Origin of the sequence: Actinomadura fulvescens (assembly GCF_039533225.1) — a bacterium.
Lineage (GTDB): Bacteria > Actinomycetota > Actinomycetes > Streptosporangiales > Streptosporangiaceae > Spirillospora > Spirillospora fulvescens.
The window spans coordinates 841,139-860,981 of record NZ_BAAATD010000002.1; the positions used below are offsets into that span (position 1 = coordinate 841,139).

General features: G+C 72.5%; 14 protein-coding genes. 7 read left to right on the forward strand and 7 right to left on the reverse strand.

Going from position 1 to position 19,843, the window contains the following annotated elements:
• Positions 1–11 precede the first annotated feature (11 nt).
• From iolC to ABD333_RS10725, 6 genes are read left to right on the forward strand one after another with little or no spacing between them, the layout of a single operon-like run.
• Entirely contained in the window at positions 12–929 is a 918-nt protein-coding gene (gene iolC, locus ABD333_RS10700; protein WP_410558622.1) for a 5-dehydro-2-deoxygluconokinase, read from the forward strand.
• The gene (iolB, locus tag ABD333_RS10705) at positions 926–1,771 is read left to right on the forward strand and encodes a 5-deoxy-glucuronate isomerase (RefSeq protein ID WP_344540126.1); all 846 of its coding nucleotides are present in this window, start codon (positions 926–928) and stop codon (positions 1,769–1,771) included. Before iolC ends, iolB begins: the two co-directional genes overlap by 4 nt.
• Positions 1,768–3,657, forward strand: a complete 1,890-nt coding sequence (iolD, locus tag ABD333_RS10710) for a 3D-(3,5/4)-trihydroxycyclohexane-1,2-dione acylhydrolase (decyclizing) (protein WP_344540128.1) — start codon at positions 1,768–1,770, stop codon at positions 3,655–3,657. The genes iolB and iolD overlap by 4 nt, the downstream gene beginning before the upstream one ends.
• Positions 3,658–3,710: 53 nt before the next feature.
• Positions 3,711–4,700: a sugar ABC transporter substrate-binding protein gene (locus tag ABD333_RS10715; RefSeq protein WP_344540130.1), complete on the forward strand. Its 990-nt coding sequence runs from the start codon at positions 3,711–3,713 to the stop codon at positions 4,698–4,700.
• On the forward strand, positions 4,700–5,752 hold the full coding sequence (locus ABD333_RS10720) for an ABC transporter permease (RefSeq protein WP_344540131.1): 1,053 nt from the start codon (positions 4,700–4,702) through the stop codon (positions 5,750–5,752). The genes ABD333_RS10715 and ABD333_RS10720 overlap by 1 nt, the downstream gene beginning before the upstream one ends.
• Positions 5,749–6,567 carry an ATP-binding cassette domain-containing protein gene (locus ABD333_RS10725; protein WP_344540132.1) on the forward strand — a complete coding sequence of 273 codons (819 nt, stop codon included), beginning with the start codon at positions 5,749–5,751 and terminating at the stop codon, positions 6,565–6,567. Before ABD333_RS10720 ends, ABD333_RS10725 begins: the two co-directional genes overlap by 4 nt.
• On the opposite strand, the gene ABD333_RS10730 is transcribed toward ABD333_RS10725, so the two are convergent.
• Both ABD333_RS10730 and ABD333_RS10735 read right to left on the reverse strand, forming a co-directional pair.
• On the reverse strand, positions 6,564–8,204 hold the full coding sequence (locus ABD333_RS10730) for a serine/threonine-protein kinase (RefSeq protein WP_344540133.1): 1,641 nt from the start codon (positions 8,202–8,204) through the stop codon (positions 6,564–6,566). The two genes, ABD333_RS10725 and ABD333_RS10730, sit on opposite strands and share 4 nt — an antisense overlap.
• Before the next feature lie 87 nt (positions 8,205–8,291).
• A complete protein-coding gene (locus ABD333_RS10735) occupies positions 8,292–9,944 on the reverse strand; it encodes a serine/threonine-protein kinase (RefSeq protein WP_344540135.1) in 1,653 nt (550 codons plus the stop codon).
• A 103-nt stretch (positions 9,945–10,047) separates the two neighbouring features.
• Between ABD333_RS10735 and ABD333_RS10740 the strand changes: the two genes are divergently transcribed.
• Positions 10,048–12,534 (forward strand): serine/threonine-protein kinase, encoded by a 2,487-nt coding sequence (locus ABD333_RS10740; protein WP_344540137.1) that lies wholly within the window; start codon positions 10,048–10,050, stop codon positions 12,532–12,534.
• Positions 12,535–12,567: 33 nt separating this feature from the next.
• Here ABD333_RS10740 and ABD333_RS10745 read toward each other — a convergent pair whose 3' ends face one another.
• The 5 genes from ABD333_RS10745 to ABD333_RS10765 are packed head-to-tail and all read right to left on the reverse strand — an operon-like array spanning position 12,568 to position 19,769.
• Positions 12,568–14,217 (reverse strand): serine/threonine-protein kinase, encoded by a 1,650-nt coding sequence (locus tag ABD333_RS10745; RefSeq protein ID WP_344540139.1) that lies wholly within the window; start codon positions 14,215–14,217, stop codon positions 12,568–12,570.
• Between the two features lie 36 nt (positions 14,218–14,253).
• A complete protein-coding gene (locus ABD333_RS10750; protein WP_344540141.1) occupies positions 14,254–17,343 on the reverse strand; it encodes a coiled-coil domain-containing protein in 3,090 nt (1,029 codons plus the stop codon).
• Positions 17,340–17,987: a hypothetical protein gene (locus ABD333_RS10755; protein WP_344540142.1), complete on the reverse strand. Its 648-nt coding sequence runs from the start codon at positions 17,985–17,987 to the stop codon at positions 17,340–17,342. The genes ABD333_RS10750 and ABD333_RS10755 overlap by 4 nt, the downstream gene beginning before the upstream one ends.
• A complete protein-coding gene (locus tag ABD333_RS10760; protein WP_344540144.1) occupies positions 17,980–18,543 on the reverse strand; it encodes a hypothetical protein in 564 nt (187 codons plus the stop codon). Before ABD333_RS10760 ends, ABD333_RS10755 begins: the two co-directional genes overlap by 8 nt.
• Positions 18,540–19,769, reverse strand: coding sequence for a hypothetical protein (locus ABD333_RS10765; RefSeq protein WP_344540146.1), 1,230 nt, complete (start codon positions 19,767–19,769; stop codon positions 18,540–18,542). Before ABD333_RS10765 ends, ABD333_RS10760 begins: the two co-directional genes overlap by 4 nt.
• Between the last annotated feature and the right edge of the window lie 74 nt (positions 19,770–19,843).

Below are 19,843 nucleotides of genomic sequence, written 5' to 3' on the forward strand. Positions count from 1 at the left end.
ACCTGATCACCATGGGCCGGGTGAGCGTGGACATCTACCCGCATCAGGTGGGCGTCCCGCTGGAGGACGTCGAGACGTTCGGCAGGTACCTCGGCGGCAGCCCCACCAACGTGGCGGTGGCCGCCGCCCGGCTCGGCCGCCGCGCCGCGGTGATCACCCGGACCGGCGACGACCCGTTCGGCCGGTTCGTGCACCGGGCGCTCCGGGGGTACGGCGTGGACGACCGCTTCGTCACGGCGGTGCCGGGGCTGCCGACGCCGCTGGCGTTCTGCGAGATCTTCCCGCCGGACGACTTCCCGCTCTACTTCTACCGGTACCCGAAGGCCCCCGATCTGGAGATCAGGCCGGAGGAACTGGACCTGGACGCGATCCGTTCGGCGCGGATGGTCTGGGCCACGGTGACCGGCCTGTCACAGGAGCCGAGCCGGACGGCCACCCTGACCGCGCTGGCCGGGCACACGGGACGGACCGTGCTCGACCTGGACTACCGGCCGATGCTGTGGTCCGCGCCCGAGCACGCACGGCGCTGGGCGCGGGCCGCGCTGGAGCACGCGACGGTGGCCGTCGGAAACCTGGAGGAGTGCGAGATCGCGGTAGGGGAGCGGGAGCCGCGCGCCGCCGCCCGCGCCCTCCTCGGCCGCGGCGTCGAACTGGCGGTCGTGAAACGCGGCCCGGAAGGCGTCCTGGCCGCGACCGCCGACCGGATGGTGGAGGTCCCGCCCGTACAAGTGAAGGTCGTGAACGGGCTCGGCGCCGGGGACGCGTTCGGCGGCGCCCTCTGCCACGGCCTGCTCGCCGGATGGGAGCTCGAACGCGCCGTCGCGTTCGCGGGAGCCGCCGGCGCGATCGTGGCCTCCCGGCTGGCGTGCTCCGACGCCATGCCGTCCGAGGCCGAAGTGAACGAACTCCTGCGAGAGGCTTCGACATGAAGCACCACCTGCCCGCCGGAACGACCGCCGACGAGCCGTACGGCCTGGTCGTCACGCCCGAGACGGCCGGCTGGGAGCACACCGCGCTGCGCGTCCTCGAACTGCCGGCCGGCGGCGCGCACACGTTCGGCACGGGCGAGTTCGAGATGATCGTGCTGCCGCTCTCCGGCTCGTGCCGCGTCACCTGCGACGGCGAGGTCCTGGAGCTGCGCGGGCGCCGCACCGTCTTCACCCGGGTCACCGACTTCGCCTACGTGCCGCGCGACGCGCAGGTCACCGTCACCGGCCGGGGGCGGTTCGCGCTGGCGGGCGCGCGGTGCCGCGAACGGCTCGTCCCGCGCTACGGCCCGGCGGGAGGGGTGCCGGTCGAGCTGCGCGGCGCGGGACCGGCCAGCCGCCAGGTCAACAACTTCGGCACGCCCGAGGGCTTCCCGTACGCCGACAAGCTCATCGCCTGCGAGGTCCTGACCCCGGGCGGCTGCTGGTCGTCGTTCCCGCCGCACAAGCACGACGAGGAGACGCCGGCCGAGTCCGTCCTGGAAGAGATCTACTACTTCGAGGTCGAGGGGCCGTCCGGGATGGCCTACCAGCGGGTCTACGGCTCGACCGATGTGCTCGAAGAGGTCCGCACCGGGGACGTCGTGCTGATCCCGCACGGCTGGCACGGGCCGTCGATGGCGGTGCCGGGCCACGATCTGTACTACCTGAACGTGATGGCCGGGCCCTCGGAGGAACGCGCCTGGCGGATCTGCGACGACCCGGCCCACACCTGGATCCGGGAGACGTGGACCACGCAGGCCGTCGATCCGAGGCTCCCGCTGACGTCGGTGGAGGAACGATGACCAGGCTCACCGTGGCGCAGGCAGCCGTCCGCTTCCTGGCGCACCAGTGGTCCGAGCGGGACGGCGAACGTCACCGTTTGATCTCGGGATGCTTCGGAATCTTCGGACACGGGAATGTGGCGGGGATCGGGCAGGCACTGCTGGAGGAGGGCTTCCCCTATCACATGGCCCGCAACGAGCAGGCGATGGTCCACACGGCCGTCGCGTACGCGCGCACGCAGGACCGGCTGCGCACCTACGCCTGTACGACGTCGGTCGGTCCCGGGGCGACCAACCTGGTCACCGGCGCGGCGCTGGCCACGGTCAACCGCCTCCCCGTGCTGCTCCTCCCGGGCGACGTCTTCGCCACGCGCAGCGCCAACCCCGTGCTCCAGGAGCTTGAGGACGCCCGTTCGTACGACGTGTCGGTCAACGACTGCCTCAAGCCGGTGTCGAAGTACTGGGACCGGATCAACCGTCCTGAGCAGCTCCCGTCCGCGCTGCTGGCAGCGATGCGCGTGCTGACCGACCCTGCCGAGACCGGCGCGGTCACGCTCGCGCTGCCGCAGGACGTCCAGGCCGAGGCGTACGACTGGCCGGACGAGCTGTTCGCCGAGCGGGTCTGGCACGTAGGCCGCCCCGTACCGGAGCCGGCCGCGCTGGCGCGGGCGGCGGAGCTGCTCATGGGAGCGGAACGGCCGCTGATCGTGGCGGGCGGCGGCGTCATCTACTCGGGCGCGACTGAGGAATTGCGCGCGTTCGCCGAGCAGACCGGTGTGCCCGTGGCCGAGACACAGGCGGGCAAGGGGTCGCTGGCCTGGGATCATCCCTGCGCCGTGGGCGCGATCGGCGCCACCGGATCGACCGCCGCCAACGCGCTGGCCCGCGAGGCCGATGTCGTGCTGGGCATAGGGACCCGCTACAGCGACTTCACCACCGCCTCGCGCAGCCTCTTCGCGAGGCCGGGCGTACGGTTCGTCAACCTCAACGTCGCCTTGTTCGACGCCGCCAAGCACGCGGGGGAGTCACTCGTCGCGGACGCCCGCGGCGGGCTCGCCGCTTTGCGTGAGGCCGTCGGAGCCTGGGCCGTCCCTGACTCCTACCGGGAGGAGGCCCGGGTGCTGGTCGCGCGCTGGAACACGACCGTCGACCACGCCTACGGCATCGCCCGAGGGGGGACGACCCCCCACACCCCCCGAGGCGGCTTCGCCGCCCAAGGGGGCGGCCACCCGCCGCTCCCCGCCCAGTCGGAGATCCTCGGCGTCGTCAACGAGGTCAGCGGGCCGCGCGACGTGGTGGTGTGCGCGGCCGGATCGATGCCGGGCGACCTGCACAAGCTGTGGCGCGCCCGCGACCCCAAGGGCTACCACGTGGAGTACGGCTACTCCTGCATGGGATACGAGATCGCGGGCGGGCTGGGAGTCAAGCTCGCGGCGCCCGACCGGAACGTGTTCGTGCTGGTCGGGGACGGCTCGTACCTGATGATGGCGCAGGAGCTGGTGACCGCCGTCGCCGAGGGGGTCAAGCTCGTCGTCGTCCTGGTGAACAACCACGGCTTCGCCTCGATCGGCGGGCTGTCGGAGTCGGTCGGCTCCCAGCGGCTCGGCACCGCCTACCGCGACCGCGAGGGCGGCCCGCTCCCGGTCGATCTCGCCGCCAACGCCGCCAGCCTCGGCGCCGACGTCGAGCGCGCCGGCACGGTCGCGGAGTTCCGCGCCGCGCTCCGGCGGGCCAAGGAGTCCGCGCGCACGACCGTCGTCCACGTCGAGACCGACCCGCTCGTGTCCGCGCCCGGCAGCGACGCCTGGTGGGACGTCCCGGTCGCCGAGGTGTCGGCGCTGGAGACGACCCGGCAGGCCCGTGCCCGATACGAGAAGGAGCGGCACGCCCGGCGCTCCCACCTGTGATCTCTCTTCGCCTTTTTCCAGTCCACCCCTCGGGGGAGAACGGAGAACGCCTCATGAAGCGCATACGGAGGTCCGGCCTCGCGGCCTTGGCGGCGGCGGGGGCGCTGTCCCTGACGCTCGGCGCGTGCAGCGAGTCGGGCGGCAAGGAGGCGGAGAAGACGCCGGGTGTCGGCGGCGCCGGACCGCGGCTCAAGGTCGCCATGGTCACGCACTCGGGACCGGGCGACACGTTCTGGGACATAGTGCAGAAAGGTGCTAAGGCGGCCGCCGCCAAGGACAACGTGGAGTTCCTCTACTCGGCCGACCCGGACGGCGGCAAGCAGGCCCAGCTCGTCCAGGCGGCCATCGACAAGAAGGTGGACGGCATCATCGTCACCTTCGCCAAGCCGGACGCGCTCAAGGACGTGGTCGCCCGCGCCACCGCGGCCAAGATCCCGGTCGTGTCGATCAACTCGGGCGCCGACGTGTCCGCGCAGTACGGCGCGGTCGCGCACTTCGGCCAGGACGAGACCGTGGCGGGCGAGGCCGCCGGCCGGGAGCTCGCCAAGGCCGGCCCGAAGAAGGCGCTGTGCGTCATCCACGAGCAGGGCAACGTGGGGCTGGAGGACCGCTGCGCCGGTGCCAAGAAGACCTTCGGCGGCTCTATGCAGAACCTCTTCGTGCAGGGCACCAACATGCCGCAGGTCAAGTCGTCCATCACCGCCAAGCTCCAGGCCGACAAGTCCGTCGACGGCATCCTGACCCTGAACGCCGCGATCGCCGCCACCGCCGTCGACTCGGCCAAGGAGGCGGGCAGCACGGCCAAGGTCGCCACGTTCGACATGAACAAGGAACTGGTCGCCTCCCTCAAGGCGGGCACCATCCAGTTCGCCGTCGACCAGCAGCCCTACCTGCAGGGCTACGAGGCGGTGGACGAGATCTGGCTGCTCAAGAACAACGGCAACGTCCTCGGCGGCGGGCGGCCGGTGCTGACGGGACCGGCCATCGTCACCAAGGACACCGCGGCCTCGATCGAGCGGTTCGCCGAGCAGGGCACGCGCTGATGGGTCAGGCAGCCGTCCAGCCGCCGCCGGTCAGGGCCGACGAACGGGTCGCCCGGCAGTCGCCCCTGCGGCGGCTGCTGGGCCGCCCGGAGCTCGGCGCGCTGATCGGGGCGGTGGCGGTGTTCGTGTTCTTCTCCGTCGTCGCCGACGCGTTCCTGCAGGCCAGTTCGTTCTCGACGGTGCTGTACGCGGGCTCGACGTTCGGCATCATGGCGGTCGGCGTCTCGCTGCTGATGATCGGCGGCGAGTTCGACCTGTCCGCCGGGGTGATGGTGACGACCTCGGCGCTGATCGCGGCGCTGTTCAGCTACCAGCTCACGCTGAACGTGTGGGCGGGCGTGGTGATCTCGCTCGTCCTCACGCTCGCGCTGGGGTTCCTGAACGGGCTGCTGTACGTCAGGACCGGGCTGCCGAGCTTCATCATCACGCTCGCGACGTTCTTCATGCTCGCGGGCGCCAACCTCGGCGTCACCAAGGCCGTCACGGGCAACGTCGCCACCGACTCGGTCCGCGACATGGACGGGTTCGCGACGGCGCGGAGCGTGTTCGCGTCCGACGTGGTGATCGGCGGCGTCAACGTCAACATCACGGTCCTGTGGTGGCTGCTGCTCGTCGCGGTGGCGACCTGGATCCTGCTGCGCACCCGCGCCGGCAACTGGATCTTCGCGTCCGGCGGCGCCGCGGCCAGTGCGCGGGCGGTCGGCGTGCCGGTCACCCGGACCAAGATCGGCCTGTTCATGGGCGTCGCGTTCTGCGCCTGGTTCTCCGGGATGCACCTGCTGTTCGCGTTCGCCACGGTGCAGTCGGGCGAGGGCGTCGGCAACGAGTTCTTCTACATCATCTGCGCGGTGATCGGCGGGTGCCTGCTGACCGGCGGCTACGGGTCGGCGATCGGCGCCGCCATCGGCGCGTTCATCTTCGGCATGGTCAACAAGGGCATCGTGTACGCCGAGTGGAACCCCGACTGGTTCAAGTTCTTCCTCGGCGCGATGCTGCTCATCGCGACCGTCGTCAACCTCATCGTGCGCCGCCGAGTGGAGCAGTCCAGATGAACGACCCCCTGGTCCGGCTCAGTGAGGTCGGCAAGAACTACGGCAACATCATCGCGCTGCGCGAGGTGTCCCTGGAGGTCTCGCCGGGCGAGGTCACCTGCGTGCTCGGCGACAACGGCGCCGGCAAGTCCACCCTCATCAAGATCGTGGCGGGCCTGCACCGCCACGACACCGGCACCTACCACGTCGAGGGCGAGGCGGTCTCCTTCGCCTCGCCCCGCGAGGCCCTCGACCGCGGCATCGCCACCGTCTACCAGGACCTCGCCGTCGTCCCGCTCATGCCCGTGTGGCGCAACTTCTTCCTCGGGTCGGAGAAGCGCAAGACGTTCGGGCTCATGGACATCGGCTTCATGCGCCGGACGACCAAGAACGAGCTGCTCGCCATGGGCATCGACCTGCGCGACGTCGACCAGCCCATCGGCACCCTGTCGGGCGGCGAACGGCAGTGCGTCGCGATCGCCCGCGCCGTCTACTTCGGCGCGAAGGTGCTCGTGCTGGACGAGCCCACCGCCGCGCTCGGCGTCAAGCAGGCGGGCGTCGTCCTGCGCTACATCGTCCAGGCCCGCGAACGCGGGCTCGGCGTCATCTTCATCACCCACAACCCGCACCACGCCTACCCGGTCGGCGACCGTTTCCTGATCCTCAAGCGTGGCCGCAGCATCGGGTACCACAGCAAGGACGACCTCACCCTGGACGAGCTCACCGCCCTCATGGCGGGCGGCTCCGAACTCGAAGAGCTCGCGCACGAGCTACAGGGCGTCACCGCCGGCCAGGAGCTGTCCAAGGAGGCCAAGAGGCTGGGCCTGACCGACTAGAGCCAGGTGGCCTTGGCGAGCATCTGCTCCAGGCCGGGGGTGTTCCAGTCGTCCACGATGAGGATCTTCGACTGCGGGAAGAACCAGGTCCGCTGGACGAACGAGTCCGTGCGGCGGAGGTTGACGTCGTTGGCGAGGCAGTAGAAACGCCACTCGTAGTACTCGGCCTTGCGGTCGCCGACCTGGGCGATCCCCTTCTTCATGAGCTTGTCGGGAGCGCGCATCCGGTACTTGACCGGGTTGGGCGGGCACACGCCTCCCGGGTCGTTCGCCGGATGGAACGCCCTGCCCGGCCGGTAGGTGCCGTCGTGCTGCTCCTGGCTCTTCCAGAGCAGGTAGTACTCGTCCAGCACCGCGAAGCTCGGGCACCCGTAGTTGTACATGCCGTCCTTCATGCTGGGGAACCCGGCTCCGGACGGACAGCGGCCCGGCACGTCGATCCGGTAGTTGACGCCCTGGCCTCCCAGGCGCCGGGCCGCCCATCCCTTGGGCACGGACAGGCGCAGCCTGCCCATCGTGACCGGGACGCCGGCGGCCACGGGCGAGGTCCTGACGGCCACCGGCCGCGGCTTGGGCTCGGGTTTGGCGGCCTGGTAGACGCCGACGCCTCCGGCGGTGGCGCCGACGACGGCCGTTCCGGCGATGGCGACGGTGGCCTTGGTGCCGAGCGCGGTGAGCACTCCGGTCGAGCCCGCGGTGGAGGCACCGGCGACCCCGGCGGCCCCGGCCCCGGCCCCGGCTCCGGCGGCGGCCGACGCGCCCGGCACGAGCCCGGCGGCGGCGAGCGGGAAGAACGCGGCGAGCGCGAGGGCCGTCCCGGCGAGGGCCCGGGCGCCGCGCGACTCCCAGCCGGGGCCGTAGGCCGTACGGGCGGCCTCTTCGAGCTCGCCGACGAAGACCGCCGCGCTGGCGGGACGGTGCTCGGGGGTCTTGGCCATGCCCTTGGCGACGAGCTGCCGCAGAGGGGCCGGCACGTCCTCCAGCGGGATGGGCGTGTCGAGGTGGCCCTTCCTCAGCGCCGCCCGGCTGTCTCCCGCGTACGGCCGGCGGCCGGTGACGCATTCGAAGAACACGCAGGTGGCCGCGTACACGTCGGTCGCCGGTGAGGCGGGCCCGCCGCGCCACTGCTCGGGCGCCATGTAGACCGGCGTGCCCGCGGACGACGCCGTGCCCTCGAACGCGGCGATCCCGAAGTCGATCAGCTTGCTGCGCCCGTCGGCCGGGACGACGACGTTGGCGGGCTTGTAGTCGCGGTGGACGACGCCGACGGTGTGGGCCGCCGCGAGCCCGAGCAGAGATCCCTTGAGAACGGTGAGGGCGGCCTCGGGTTCGAGCTTTCCGTAGCGTTCCAGGATCGTCTTGAAGGGCACGCCCTCGACGGCCTCCATGATGATGGCGACGCCCTGCTCGGTCTCGACCAGGCGGTAGAGGCGGGCGACGTGCGGGTTGTCGACCTGCCCGAGCATGCGCGCCTCGTGCCGGAATCTCTCCTGGGCCTCCGGATCGGCGTCGGCGGGCAGATATTTGATCGCGACCGGCGTGCCCCGCTCGGCGTGGCGGGCCAGCACCACGCGCCCCTGGGCCCCCCGGCCCAGCTCACGTACTTCTTCGAACCCCGAGACCTGCCACTTCGTCAACGCCGTGCTCCCTGCCCGTCAATGATCCGCCGACTGGTCTGACGCGGATCGCGGTCCCCAGGTTGGCGCATGACGATCTCCAAACCGTCAGGCCGTCCAGGTGGCCTTCTGGAGGATCGCGGCGAGGCCCGGCGTGTTCCACTCGTCCACGATGAGGACCTTGGACTGCGGCAGGTACCAGACGCGCTGGACGAAGCTCACGTCGGTCGCGGTGAACGTCGAGGTGGCCTTGACGCAGCCGATGCGCCATTCACGGTATTCGGCCTGGCGTCCGCCGACGGGCGCCAGGCCCCGCTTCACCAGCGTGATGGGCTGAACGGCGAACAGGTCGGGGCGGGGCGGGCAGACGTGCGAGACGTCGGTCTCGGGCCCGAAGATCTGCTTGATGTCGAAGGTGTGCCAGCCGGTGCGGCCGTCGTTGCTGTAGGGCGTGCGGATGACCGCGAAGCTCGGGCAGTAGTTGTTGTAGTACTCCGAGTCCTCCGGGCCGCGGCCCTCTTTCCTGTGGAGGTCCCGCATGAACTTCGGTATCCGGCATTGCCCCGGCACGTTGACGCGGAAGTTGGGCGGATGGGACTTCCGAGTGCGCGGGTCGGACACGGGCAGCGTGTACGACTTCCAGTCCAGGGGGAGGCGCACGGAGAGGTTGCCGAACGAGACGTCGCGGCCGGGCGCGAGGGTCGTCGCGGTGGCGGCGGGGCGCCGGGTGTCGTCCGGCTTGGCGACCTCGTACACGCCGAAGACCCCGGCGCTCGTTCCGGCGACGGCCGTTCCGGCGACCGCCACGGTCGCCTTGGTGCCGAGGGCCGCGAAGACGCCCGTGGACGTGGTCGCGGCCGTGGATCCGGCGGCGGCCGCGGCGCCGGCCGGGGCCAGGCCCGCGGCGGCCAGCGGGAAGAGGGCCGCCAGGGTCAGCGCCGTGCCCGCGAGCACCCGGACGCCGCGCGACTCCCAGTCCGGCCCGTACGCGCGCCGCGCGGTCTCTTCCAGCTCCGCGATGAACGCGGAGGCGCTCGCGGGGCGCTGTGCGGCTTCCTTGGCCATACCGCGCCCCACGAGATGCCGCAGCGGCTCGTCCACCTCGTCGAGCGGGACGGGTGTGTCGAGGTGGGCGTGGCGCAGGGCGGCCAAATCGCCTCGGTAGGGGCGTTCGCCGGTGACGCATTCGAAGAAGACGCAGGTGGCGGCGTACACGTCCGTGGCCGGGGTGGCGGCACCTCCGCGCCACTGCTCGGGCGCCATGTAGACCGGCGTGCCGGACCCGGCCGTCGTGCCCGCGAGCACGGCGACCCCGAAGTCGATGAGCTTGCTCAGGCCGTCCGCGCGGACGACGACGTTGGCCGGTTTGTAGTCGCGGTGCACGACCCCAGCGGCGTGCGCGGCGGCCAGCCCGGCCAGCGAACCCTTGAGGACGGCGAGGGCCGCCTCCGGCTCCAGCTTTCCGTGCCGTTCCAGGACCGTCTTGAACGCGACGCCCTCGACGGCCTCCATGATGATCGCGATGCCCTCGTCGGACTCGACGAGCCGGTAGAGCCTGGCGACATGCGGGTTGTCGACCTGCCCGAGCATCCGCGCCTCGTACCGGAATCTCTCCTGGGCCTCCGGATCGGCGTCGGCGGGCAGGTACTTGATCGCGACCGGCGTGCCCCGCTCGGCGTGGCGGGCCAGCACCACGCGCCCCTGGGCCCCCCGGCCCAGCTCCCGTATCTCCGTGAAGCCCGAGACGCTCCAATCCGTCAACGTTCATCCCTCCGTGACACAGCTTCGCGCATTGTCGCGTCAATCGGAACCGGCGGAGCCCTGACGCGGTCTAACCTGGCGCTGACCGTCCGGGGAGGTTCGTGTGGTCGACGTGCCGCTGAAGAAGTCGTTCCGGTACGTGCACGAGCCACTGGCCGCCGGCGAGGACGCGCTGCCGCCGCTCGGCAACGAGGAGCTGGCCGCCGAACTGCGCAGCCGCGTCGTCCACTCGCGCGGCGGGACGTTCCTGGTCACCGGCTTCCGGGGAGTCGGCAAGTCCACCCTCGTGCTGCGCACCCTGCAGGAGATCACCGAGCGGAGCGCGCCGGGCGAGCTGGTGCTGCCCGTCTCGCTCAGCGTCGCCCGGTCCACCACCACCGAACGGCTGCTGTTCGCGATGGTCCGCCGGATCTTCGAGACGCTGAGCGACTCGGGCGTGCTCGACCGGCTTCCGCCCGAGACGGGCCAGTCCCTGCTGCTGGCGTACATGCGCACGTCGCTCTCGTTCAAGGAGACGCAGTCCGACGCGCGCGAACGCTCCGCCGCGCTCGATCTCGGCGCCGGCACCGGCGCCGGCGCCAAGGCGCTCGTGAACGCCGTCACCCCGAAGATCAACCTGACGGTCCGCAACACCCGGTCGCTGGCGACCGAGGCGGCGTTCCTCGCCTACTCCGAGACCGACGTCGAGCACGACCTCATGCGCATCGTGTCCCTGATCAACCAGGACGCGCCGCTCCTGCCCCGCCCGCGCTCGCGGCTGCGGCGGCTGTGGCCGTGGCCGCGCCCGGCGCCGTCGCGGCTCCGGCTGGTGGTGGTGCTCGACGAGGTCGACAAGCTGACCGTGGACGAGGCCGGGCGCGAGGCCGTGGAGAACCTCCTCAGCGGCACCAAGAACGTCCTGACGATGGCGGGCGCCCACTTCCTGATCGTCGCCGGTCCGGACCTGCACGACCGCGCCCTCAGCGACGCCGCGCGCGGCAACGGCGTCTACGAGAGCGTGTTCGGCTGGCACATGTACGTGCCGTGCAGCTGGGACGCCCCGGACCGGCTGCTCGCCGACGTCGTCGAGCCGGGCGCCGAGGTCGACCCCGACGAGCTCCAGCGGCTGATCCACTATCTGCGGTTCAAGGCCAGGGGCGTGCCGCGGCGGCTGCTCCAGGAGTTCAACCGGTTCGTGCGATGGGAGGGCGACCGCCCGTACCTGCGGGTGGACGAGGAGAACGCGAAGCGCGTCGCGTTCTTCGCCCGGCTGGAAGGGGTCCTGCGCCGCTTCTTCGAGCGGGGCGGCCACGAGCGGCTCTTCCCGGTCGCGATCGACGAGGACCGGTGGCGGCTGGGCGGCTACTACGTGGTCGACCGGGTGCTCCAGAGCGACGGCGCCCCGTTCAGCGCGGGCGAGATCCTGCGCGAGGGCGACGACGACGCGGCCTTCGACCCGCTGCTGCGCATCTCGCGGCGCAACGTGGACCGGCTGCTCGACCATCTGGCGGACGAGGGCGTGCTGGAGGTGGCGCGCGAGTTCAACTCGTCCGCGACCATGATCGGCGACGTGCCGTCCGCCCAGGACAAGGTCTACCGTCTCGCCGCCGAGGTACGGCGGTCGTTGTTCGGCATCGCGATGCGGCACGAGTCCGAGCGCGGTGCCATGGAGATCTCGCTGGCGGGGCCGCGCCCGTCCCCTCGGCCGGCGGAGTCGCGCGGCGAGCTGACGGAGTCGCGCAGCGAATGGATTCCCGCCGCCCACCAGCCGCGCCTGCTCGCCGGCCGCTACGAGCTGCGCGAATCGATCGGCCAGGGCGGCATGGGATCGGTGTGGCACGCCTACGACCGGCTCTACGCCCGGATGGTCGCCGTCAAGATGCTGCTGCCCCATCTCACCGATCAGCCGCTGATGGTCGCCCGGGCTCGGCGGGAGGCCGAGCTCGCGGTGCGGCTGCGCCATCCGCAGATCGTCGAGTCGTACGACGTGGTGGACGGTGCCGACGGGACCCCGGCCATCGTGATGGAGCTGCTGGACGGGCCCACTCTCCGGGACCTGGTGACGGACCGGGGGCCGCTGGCCGCGGCGGAGGTCGTCCGCCTCCTCCACCGGCTGACGGGCGCCTTGGAATACCTGGCCGAGCAGGGGATCGTCCGCCTGGACCTCAAGCCGCAGAACGTCATCATGCCGCGGCCGGACTGGCCGGTCATCGTCGATCTCGGCATCGCCCGCGTGATGGACGACAACACCCCGATCACGCACGGCGGGGTGATCGGGACCCCGCGCTACATGTCCCCCGAGCAGGTCAGGGGCGAGACCCCGGACCCGCGGACGGACCTGTACGCCCTCGGGCTGGTCGCGTACTTCTGCCTGGCGGGCGAGCACCCGTGGGCGGGCAAGCACGACATGGCCGCGATCTTCCACGAGGTCCTGAACGGCACACCGGACCTGTCCGGCCTGCCGGTCTCGCCGAGCCTGCGCCGGGCGCTCTCCCGCGCGCTCGAACCGGACCGGGAGCGGCGGACGCCGGACGCCCGCGCGCTGCGCGAGGACCTCGAAGCGACTCCCGAGTGGCTCGACGCCCACACGCGTCACGGCGGCGAAGGGTGACGGCCCCGCCGCGTCGCCGAACGGGTGAACGGATCAGCGCCAGACGGCCTTTTCCAGGATCGCGCCGAGGTTCGGCGTGTTCCACTCGTCGACGATGAGGACCTTGGACTGCGGCAGGTACCAGAGCCGGTGCACGAAGCTCACGTTCGACTTCTCGTACCTGGGAATGATCTTCGCGCATCTGATCTGCCACTCGCGGTACTCGGCCTGGCGTCCGCCGACGGGGGCCAGGCCCCGTTTCACCAGCTTCTGCCCCCCGACGCCGTACAGGTCGGCGCGGGGCGGGCAGACGTGCGCGGCCTCGGTGTCGGGCGCGAAGGTGCTTGTGATCTTGAACGTGTCCCAGCCCAGCTCGCCGTCGTTGCGGAACGGCATGACGATCACCGCGAAGCTCGGGCAGTAGTTGTTGTAGTAGGTGTCCTGCTCGCGCGTCTTCCCCTCGCGCCTGTCGTTGTCCTGCACGATCTTCGGTACGCGGCACGGGCCGGGCACGTTCACCCGGTAGTTGTAGGTCAACGGCGTCCGGGAATTTCGTTCGTGCACCGGCAGCGGATGCGACTTCCAGTTGAGGGGAAGCCGCAGGGAGAGCTTGCCGAACGTGACGTCGCGGCCGGGCGCGAGGGTCGTCGCGGTGGCGGCGGGGCGCCGGGTGTCGTCCGGCTTGGCGAGCTCGTAGACGCCGAAGACACCGGCCGTCGTGCCGACCACGGCCGTCCCGGCGATGGCCACGGTCGCCTTGGTGCCGAGGGCGCTCATCACGCCCGTCGACGAGGTCGCGGCCGTCGAGCCCATCGCGGCGGCGGTGCCGGCGGGCGCCAGGCCCGCGGCGGCCAGCGGGAACAGCGCGGCGAACGCCACGGCCGACGTCGCGAGGACCCGGACGCCGCGCGACTCCCAGTCGGAGCCGTAGGCCCGCCGCGCCGTCTCCTCCAGTTCGGCGATGAACGCGGAGGCGCTCGCGGGGCGCTGGCCGGCCTGCTTGGCCATGCCGCGCGCCACGAGGTGCCTCAGCGGCTCGTCCACCTGTTCAAGCGGGACGGGCATTTCGAGATGGGCGTGGCGCAGGGCCGCGAGGTCGCCCCGGTAGGGGCGCTCGCCGGTGACGCATTCGAAGAAGACGCAGGTGGCTGCGTACACGTCGGTCGCCGGGGTGGCGGACCCGCCGCGCCACTGCTCGGGTGCCATGTAGACCGGCGTGCCGGACCCGGCCGTTGTGCCCGCGAACGAGGCGATGCCGAAGTCGATGAGCTTGCTCAGGCCGTCCGCCCGTACGACCACGTTGGCCGGTTTGTAGTCGCGGTGCACGACCCCGGCGGCGTGCGCGGCGGCCAGCCCGGCCAGCGAACCCTTGAGAACGGTGAGGGCGGCCTCGGGTTCGAGCCGTCCGTAGCGTTCGAGGATCGTCTTGAACGCGACGCCCTCGACCGCCTCCATGATGATCGCGATGCCCTCGTCGGACTCGACCAGCCGGTAGAGCTTCGCCACATGCGGATTGTCGACCTGGCCGAGCATCCGCGCCTCGTAGCGGAACCGTTCCTTGGCCGCGTCGTCCGCGTCCGCCGGCAGGTACTTGATCGCCACAGGCGTGCCGCGCTCGGCGTGCCGGGCCAGCACGACCCGGCCCTGCGCGCCCCGGCCGAGCTCGCGGACCTCTTCGAATTCCGTTACACGCCATTCGGTCACGTCCGGTGAGACGTCCGGTACGCCGAAAAGGTTGTCCTAGTGATCCACGGGGCGGGTGGCGGAGATCTGGGCGGTCAGGAGGCGGACGCGGGGTTCGTGGTCGTCGTAGCCGACGACCACCGGCGGCTCGTTGTAGGGCATGGTGTCGGACGAGCGGCGCAGCTTCACGTACTGGCCGCACGCGTCGATGGCGTACGGCTCCATGTCGTCCTGGAGCGCGCCGATGACCGTGATGCCGTGCGTCTCGCCGATCTTGCGGAAGAGGGCGACGGCCTCCTTGCGGTGCTCCTTGCCGAGGTTGCGGCCGAGCTCGTCGAGGACGAGGACGAGGCGGCCGCCGCCGGAGCTGGCGAGGGCTGCCGCGCAGACGAGCTTGACCGCCTTCTCGTCCATGAGGGCGGTGTTGGCGCGCCGGTTGTACGGGACGTACCGCTGGCCGTCGGAGCGCCGCCACTTGGGCGTCACGCGCCAGCGCCACTCCTGCTCGGGGTCGCCGGGCTGCTCCGGGGTGGGGAATTCGAGGGTCGCGCCATAGCCGCCGTAGGCGAGGTCCAGTTTCTCGAACTCCTCCGAGACGCGTTGGAGGCGGGCACGGATCGCGGCGGTGAGCGCGGTGCGGTGGGCCTCGGCGGCACCGGCGGCCTCCTGGGCACCCCTCTGGGCCTTGTCGAGGTCGGCCCGGCGGGCGGACAGCTGCACCTCGATCTGGCGGCGCTGGTGCCGTTCGTAGTCCTCCTGCTGGCGCAGATAGCTCTCCAGGGCCTTGACCAGGCGGGGGAACGTGGCCTGCTCGCGTTCGGTCCGGCGGCCCTCGCCCTGGGCCCTCTCGTTGAGGAGGAAGCGCATCTCCTCGGGCATGTCGTCGTCGGCAGGGCCGTCGGGGAAGACCCGGCGCATGCCTTCGGACAGGTGCTTCTCGGCGCTGTGCCACCACTCGTCGGGAGTCCAGGTCCGCTCGTCGGCGTCGAGGGCCGCCAGCCATTCGGCGGCGCCGTCGCGGGAGCCGCCCCACTGCTTCTCGAGGTCGTCGAGGCCGAGGGCGGCCCGCCGGTCGGCCAGCTCGGACAGTTTGGCGCGGACCTGGTCGCGGTCGCGCTCGTGCGCCTCGCGGCGGCCGCGCAGGCGGTCCACTTCGAGGGCACGCGTGTCGGCCTTGGCCTGCAGACGCCGGAGCGTCTGCTCGGCCGAGCCGAGGCGCGGCCCCAGCTTGGCCTCACTGCCCGCGAGGTCTTCGAGCTGCTCGCGGAGGCCGGTCATCGTCTCCCGGAGCAGTTCCAGCTCGGCGGCGGCGCGCGCGCCGGTGAGGCGGCGACCGGCGAGGGCGACGTCGGCGGCGGCGTCGGAGGTGCGCTGCCGGGCCTGTTCGAGGCCCTCGCGGGCCGTGCGCACGGCGGCGCGGGCCGCCTCGACGCGGGCCACGCGGCCGGTCACCGGCTCGGGAAAGCCGCCGACGATGACGACGCCGGTCCCGCCGCCCGACTCCAGGGCGGTGAAGAAGCCGCGCAGCGGGCGGTCGGAGCGCACGCCCTCGGGGTGGCCCGCCAGGTCGCCGTCCGCCGGGACGATCATCGAGCCGGGGAGGCCGCGCAGGGCGGCGGTCGCGGCGGGCAGGTCCGCCGCGCCCACGACGACGGCCTCGCGGTAGGGCCAGAGCGCCGTCTCCCAGCGGTCCCGGACGTCCTCGGCGAGCTCGACCGCGTCGAGCAGGCCGACGGCCGCGATCCCGGCGGCGGCGAGAGCACGGATCTGGGCGGGGGCGCTGCTCTCGCCCGCCTCGGCCTCCGCGAGCTCCCGTTCGGCGCGTGCCACCGCGCCCTTGGCCATGCCGAACTCCTGCTGCGCCTCGTCACGGCGGGCCTCGGCTGCGGCCAGCTCGCGCTGCGCGGTCTCGGCGTCGCGGCCGTCCGCTTCGCGCTGCCGCTCCTCCATCGCCGAGATCTGGCGGCGTAGGTCGTCCATGCGGTTGCGGGCCACGGCCTTGTCCGCGCCGATCTGCTCGGCCCGGCCCTTGAGGTCGGCGAGGGCGGCGGCCGCCTCGGCCAGCCGCGCGTCCAGCGCGCCGCCGGTGAGCTGTTCGACCTCCTTGGCCGCGGCGCCGATCGCCGCGGCGATCTCCTCGTTCTCCGCGCGCAGCCGGTCCTGCTCGGCGGCGCAGGCGGCGTCGGCCTCCGCGGCGTCCACCAGGAGCCGCGCCTGCCGGGTCCGCCAGTGGCGCTGCGCCGCGGCGACCTCCGCACGGGCACGGTCACGCCGGTCGAACGTCCGCAGCAGCGAGGCCGCCTCGTTCTCCCATCCGGCCAGCCGCTCGCCCGCCTCGACCGCCTTGGCCCGCTCGCGGTGCTCCTCCGCGCGGGACGTGCGCTCGGCCTCCAGCTCCCGGTCCAGCCCGGTGAGCGCGGCGATCGCGCTGAAGACGCGCTCCGGGCTGATCTCGTTGAGCGGCTGGGAGAGCAGGTTGGTCGCGACCTTGGACCGCACGGACGTGGACAGGAACGACACGCAGCGCACCCGGCCCCCGTACAGCGTCCTGCCGAGGTCCTTGGCGACCAGGTCGCGGCGCCCGGCGCTGCGGGGCAGCGAGGCCCACATCCGGTCGGCCGCCGCGACGCGTTCGGCCTCCGAGGGCGCCGCGGCGAGGTGCACACCCTGGCGCCACCGGATCTCCAGATGCGGCGCGTCGGCGTTCACCCGCAACCACACGGTCAGCGCCGTGCTTTCGGCCGGGTCGTCGGTCTCCTCGGCCTCTTCGCCCTCGGGGTAGTCGAAGACTCCGACGATGTAGCCGTGCTCGGCGCTCGCCCACTGGGCGTCGCCCTGCGCTGCCAGCTCGGCGTTGAACAGCAGCTCGGCGACGGCCCGCGCGCCCGACGCGAACCGCCACTGCTCGTCGCCCAGCAGCGCTGTGATCGCCGCGATGAACGACGACTTGCCCGCGCCGTTGGAGTCCTTGGGGCCCTGCCCGGCGACGACGATGAGCGTCCCCGGCACGGTCGGCACCGGGTGCGTGGACAACCGCGAGATGTTGACCGCCTGGACGGCGATCAGCGTCCGGGCGCCGACGACGCCCGCCTCGCCCGGGCGGGCGGACGCCGCGCCGGGCGTCAGCGGTTCCAGGACAGCGGTCACAGGTTCCCTCCGGTTCGGTCGCGGCGGCGTGCCCGGATGGCCGCCGCGAGCGGCGAATCCGGTCCGGCCGCGAGGATGAGCTCCTCTTGCAGGCGGCGGCGCGCGGCGTCGGTGAGCCGGTGGAACTGCGGCCCGGGAACGAAACCGCCCGCGTCGCCGGTCCCCGCCTTCACCTGGGACACCAGCCCCGCCGTGCGGAGCCGCCGCAGCGCGCCCTCCAGCTCGCCGATCGGCAGCTGCGACCGGCGGCGCAGCTCCTCCAGCGGCGTCGGATACGTCGACGTCCACGCGTCCTCGCCGAGCAGCCCGGCCGCCCGCGGGATCGCCACCGAGTGGATCAGGACGAGCACCAGCACGGCACGGTCCCCGGCCGGCGGCACGCACGCGGGGTCGCCCGCCAGCTCGGCGGCGACGTCGTCGCGGTATCCGGAGATCCACTCGTTCTGGTTCGAGCGCACGAGCGTGCGGCCCGTCAGCGCGAGCATGCCCTCGACGGTGCGGCGCAGCGCCGGTTCGCGCAGCGCGGTGAAACGCACCTCGGGCACCGGTTCGGCGGCGTGCTCGACGGCCATGTAGGCGGCGACCAGCTCCGACCGCCGCCGCTCGTCGTAGGACCGCAGCAGCGGCTCGAACAGCTCACTCACCCGGCGACTCCGGCGACTCCGGGGCCTCCGGCGGCTGGGGAAGGCGCCGCAGCAGGTCGCGCAGGGAGCTCAGCGACTGCTCCGGCCACAGCGCGACCCGGGGACCCGGCCGGACCGTCCCGGCTTCCTGGTCGAGCAGCAGCCAGCCGGTGTCGGCCAGGCGGCGCAGCTCACCGGTCGCCCATCGCCGCGCGAGCTCGATGTCGCCGCGCGCCATCATCCCGTACACCTCCAGCACGGTCGCCACCCGCGCGCGTTCGCCGGGCCACGGCGGGTCGTCCAGCCTCGGCCAACAGCAGCGCAACGCCGCGGCCAGGACGCGCCGCGCCTGGCCCGGCCGGTCCAGCGGCATCGGCGCGGTCTGGTACTCCTCCAGCAGTGCCGGCGTGGCCCCGTCCGGCCACGAGGGCAGCAGCCACACCCGGGCGCCGTCGCCCGCGGCCGTCAGCCCGGCCGGGACCGGCTCCGACGCCGGGATCGACGCCACGCCCAGCACGCGGGCCCGCGCCCGCGCGAGCACCTCCGGCTCGACGCTCACGGGCGGCTCGACGCTCACGAGACGGTCCTTTCGAACGTTCCGGGCGAGAGCCACGTGGGCGACCCGCCTTCGCGGACGGTCATGCCGTCGGACCACACCAGGCGGTAGGGGAGCTCGGGGTGCAGGTGGGCCGCCGACAGGTCGGCCAGCATCCGGCGTGCCGTCACCCAGTCGTCGCCGAGCACCTCCTCGACCGCGACACGATCCCCGCCCCGGAGCACGTGCTCGGCGACGGTACGCAGCCGTTCGGCGGTGGTGTCGTCGGAGCCGGTGTCGTCCGACAGGCCCGGGTCGGGCACGGACGGCCGGGGCGGCGCGGGCCGGGGCGGCGTGGCGCGCGGCCCGTCCTCCACCGCGGTCACCACGGCCGACGGCTCGTGCCAGGGCGCCGCCGCGTCGAACACGAACCCTTCCAGGACCGCCGCCAAGTCCTCGCGCGAGGCCGTCCGGGCGAACGTCCGCCAGGTCTCCGGCGGCAGCAGGGTGAGGTTGCGCGTCGTTCCCGCGGAGTCGGTCAGCCGCGCCGCCGCCCGCCGGGACGCGTCGCCGTAGGCGTAGATCGCCGCGCGCAGCTCCGTGCACGTCCGGTCGAGCTGCGGCCAGCGCCGCAGGATCGCGCCGTGCAGCCGCTCGGCCCGCAGCAGGATCTCCTCGGTGCCCCACAGCTTCGGCGCCTGCTCGCGCAGCTCCTCGATCGTCCCGTTCGTCAGGGTCAGCAGCTCGACGCTCCACAGCCGGAACGCCCTCGCCAGCCCCTCGGCCCCGTCCCGGGCCTGGTCCGGCGTCATCCGCGGGTCGGCCACGTTCAGCTGCTCCAGCGCCAGCAGCCGGTGCATCTCGCTCTGGCCGCCGTCCAGCATCATGCGGCGGACGAACATCAGGCCCACCACGCTGGTGAACGAGGCGCGGTAGCGCAGCTGGTTGGGCTTGGGGAAGACCTCCCGGATCGCGCCGAGCCCCTTCAGCACCCGCAGCCGGTTGTCGAACACCTCGGCCGGGTAACGCCGGCAGACGTAGCGCATCTGCTCGCGGCTCAGCCCGTCCTCACCCGCGTCCGCGAACGCGGTCAGCAACGTCTCTGCCACGTCCACCAGATCGGGATCGTCCACGACCGCGCCGCTGTCGCGGGCCAGGGCGGCGAACATCTGCCGGTAGACGCCCAGCACCGCCTCGCCGACCAGCGCGTCGTCCAGGCTGGGGGCTGCGTCGGAGTCGTTGATCGCGTTCTCGGGGGTGGGTGACACGGCGCACTACCGTACGGCCACCGGGCCCTCAACGTGGAATCGGAGGCCGGGGAACGGCGTGTTCACCAGCGCCC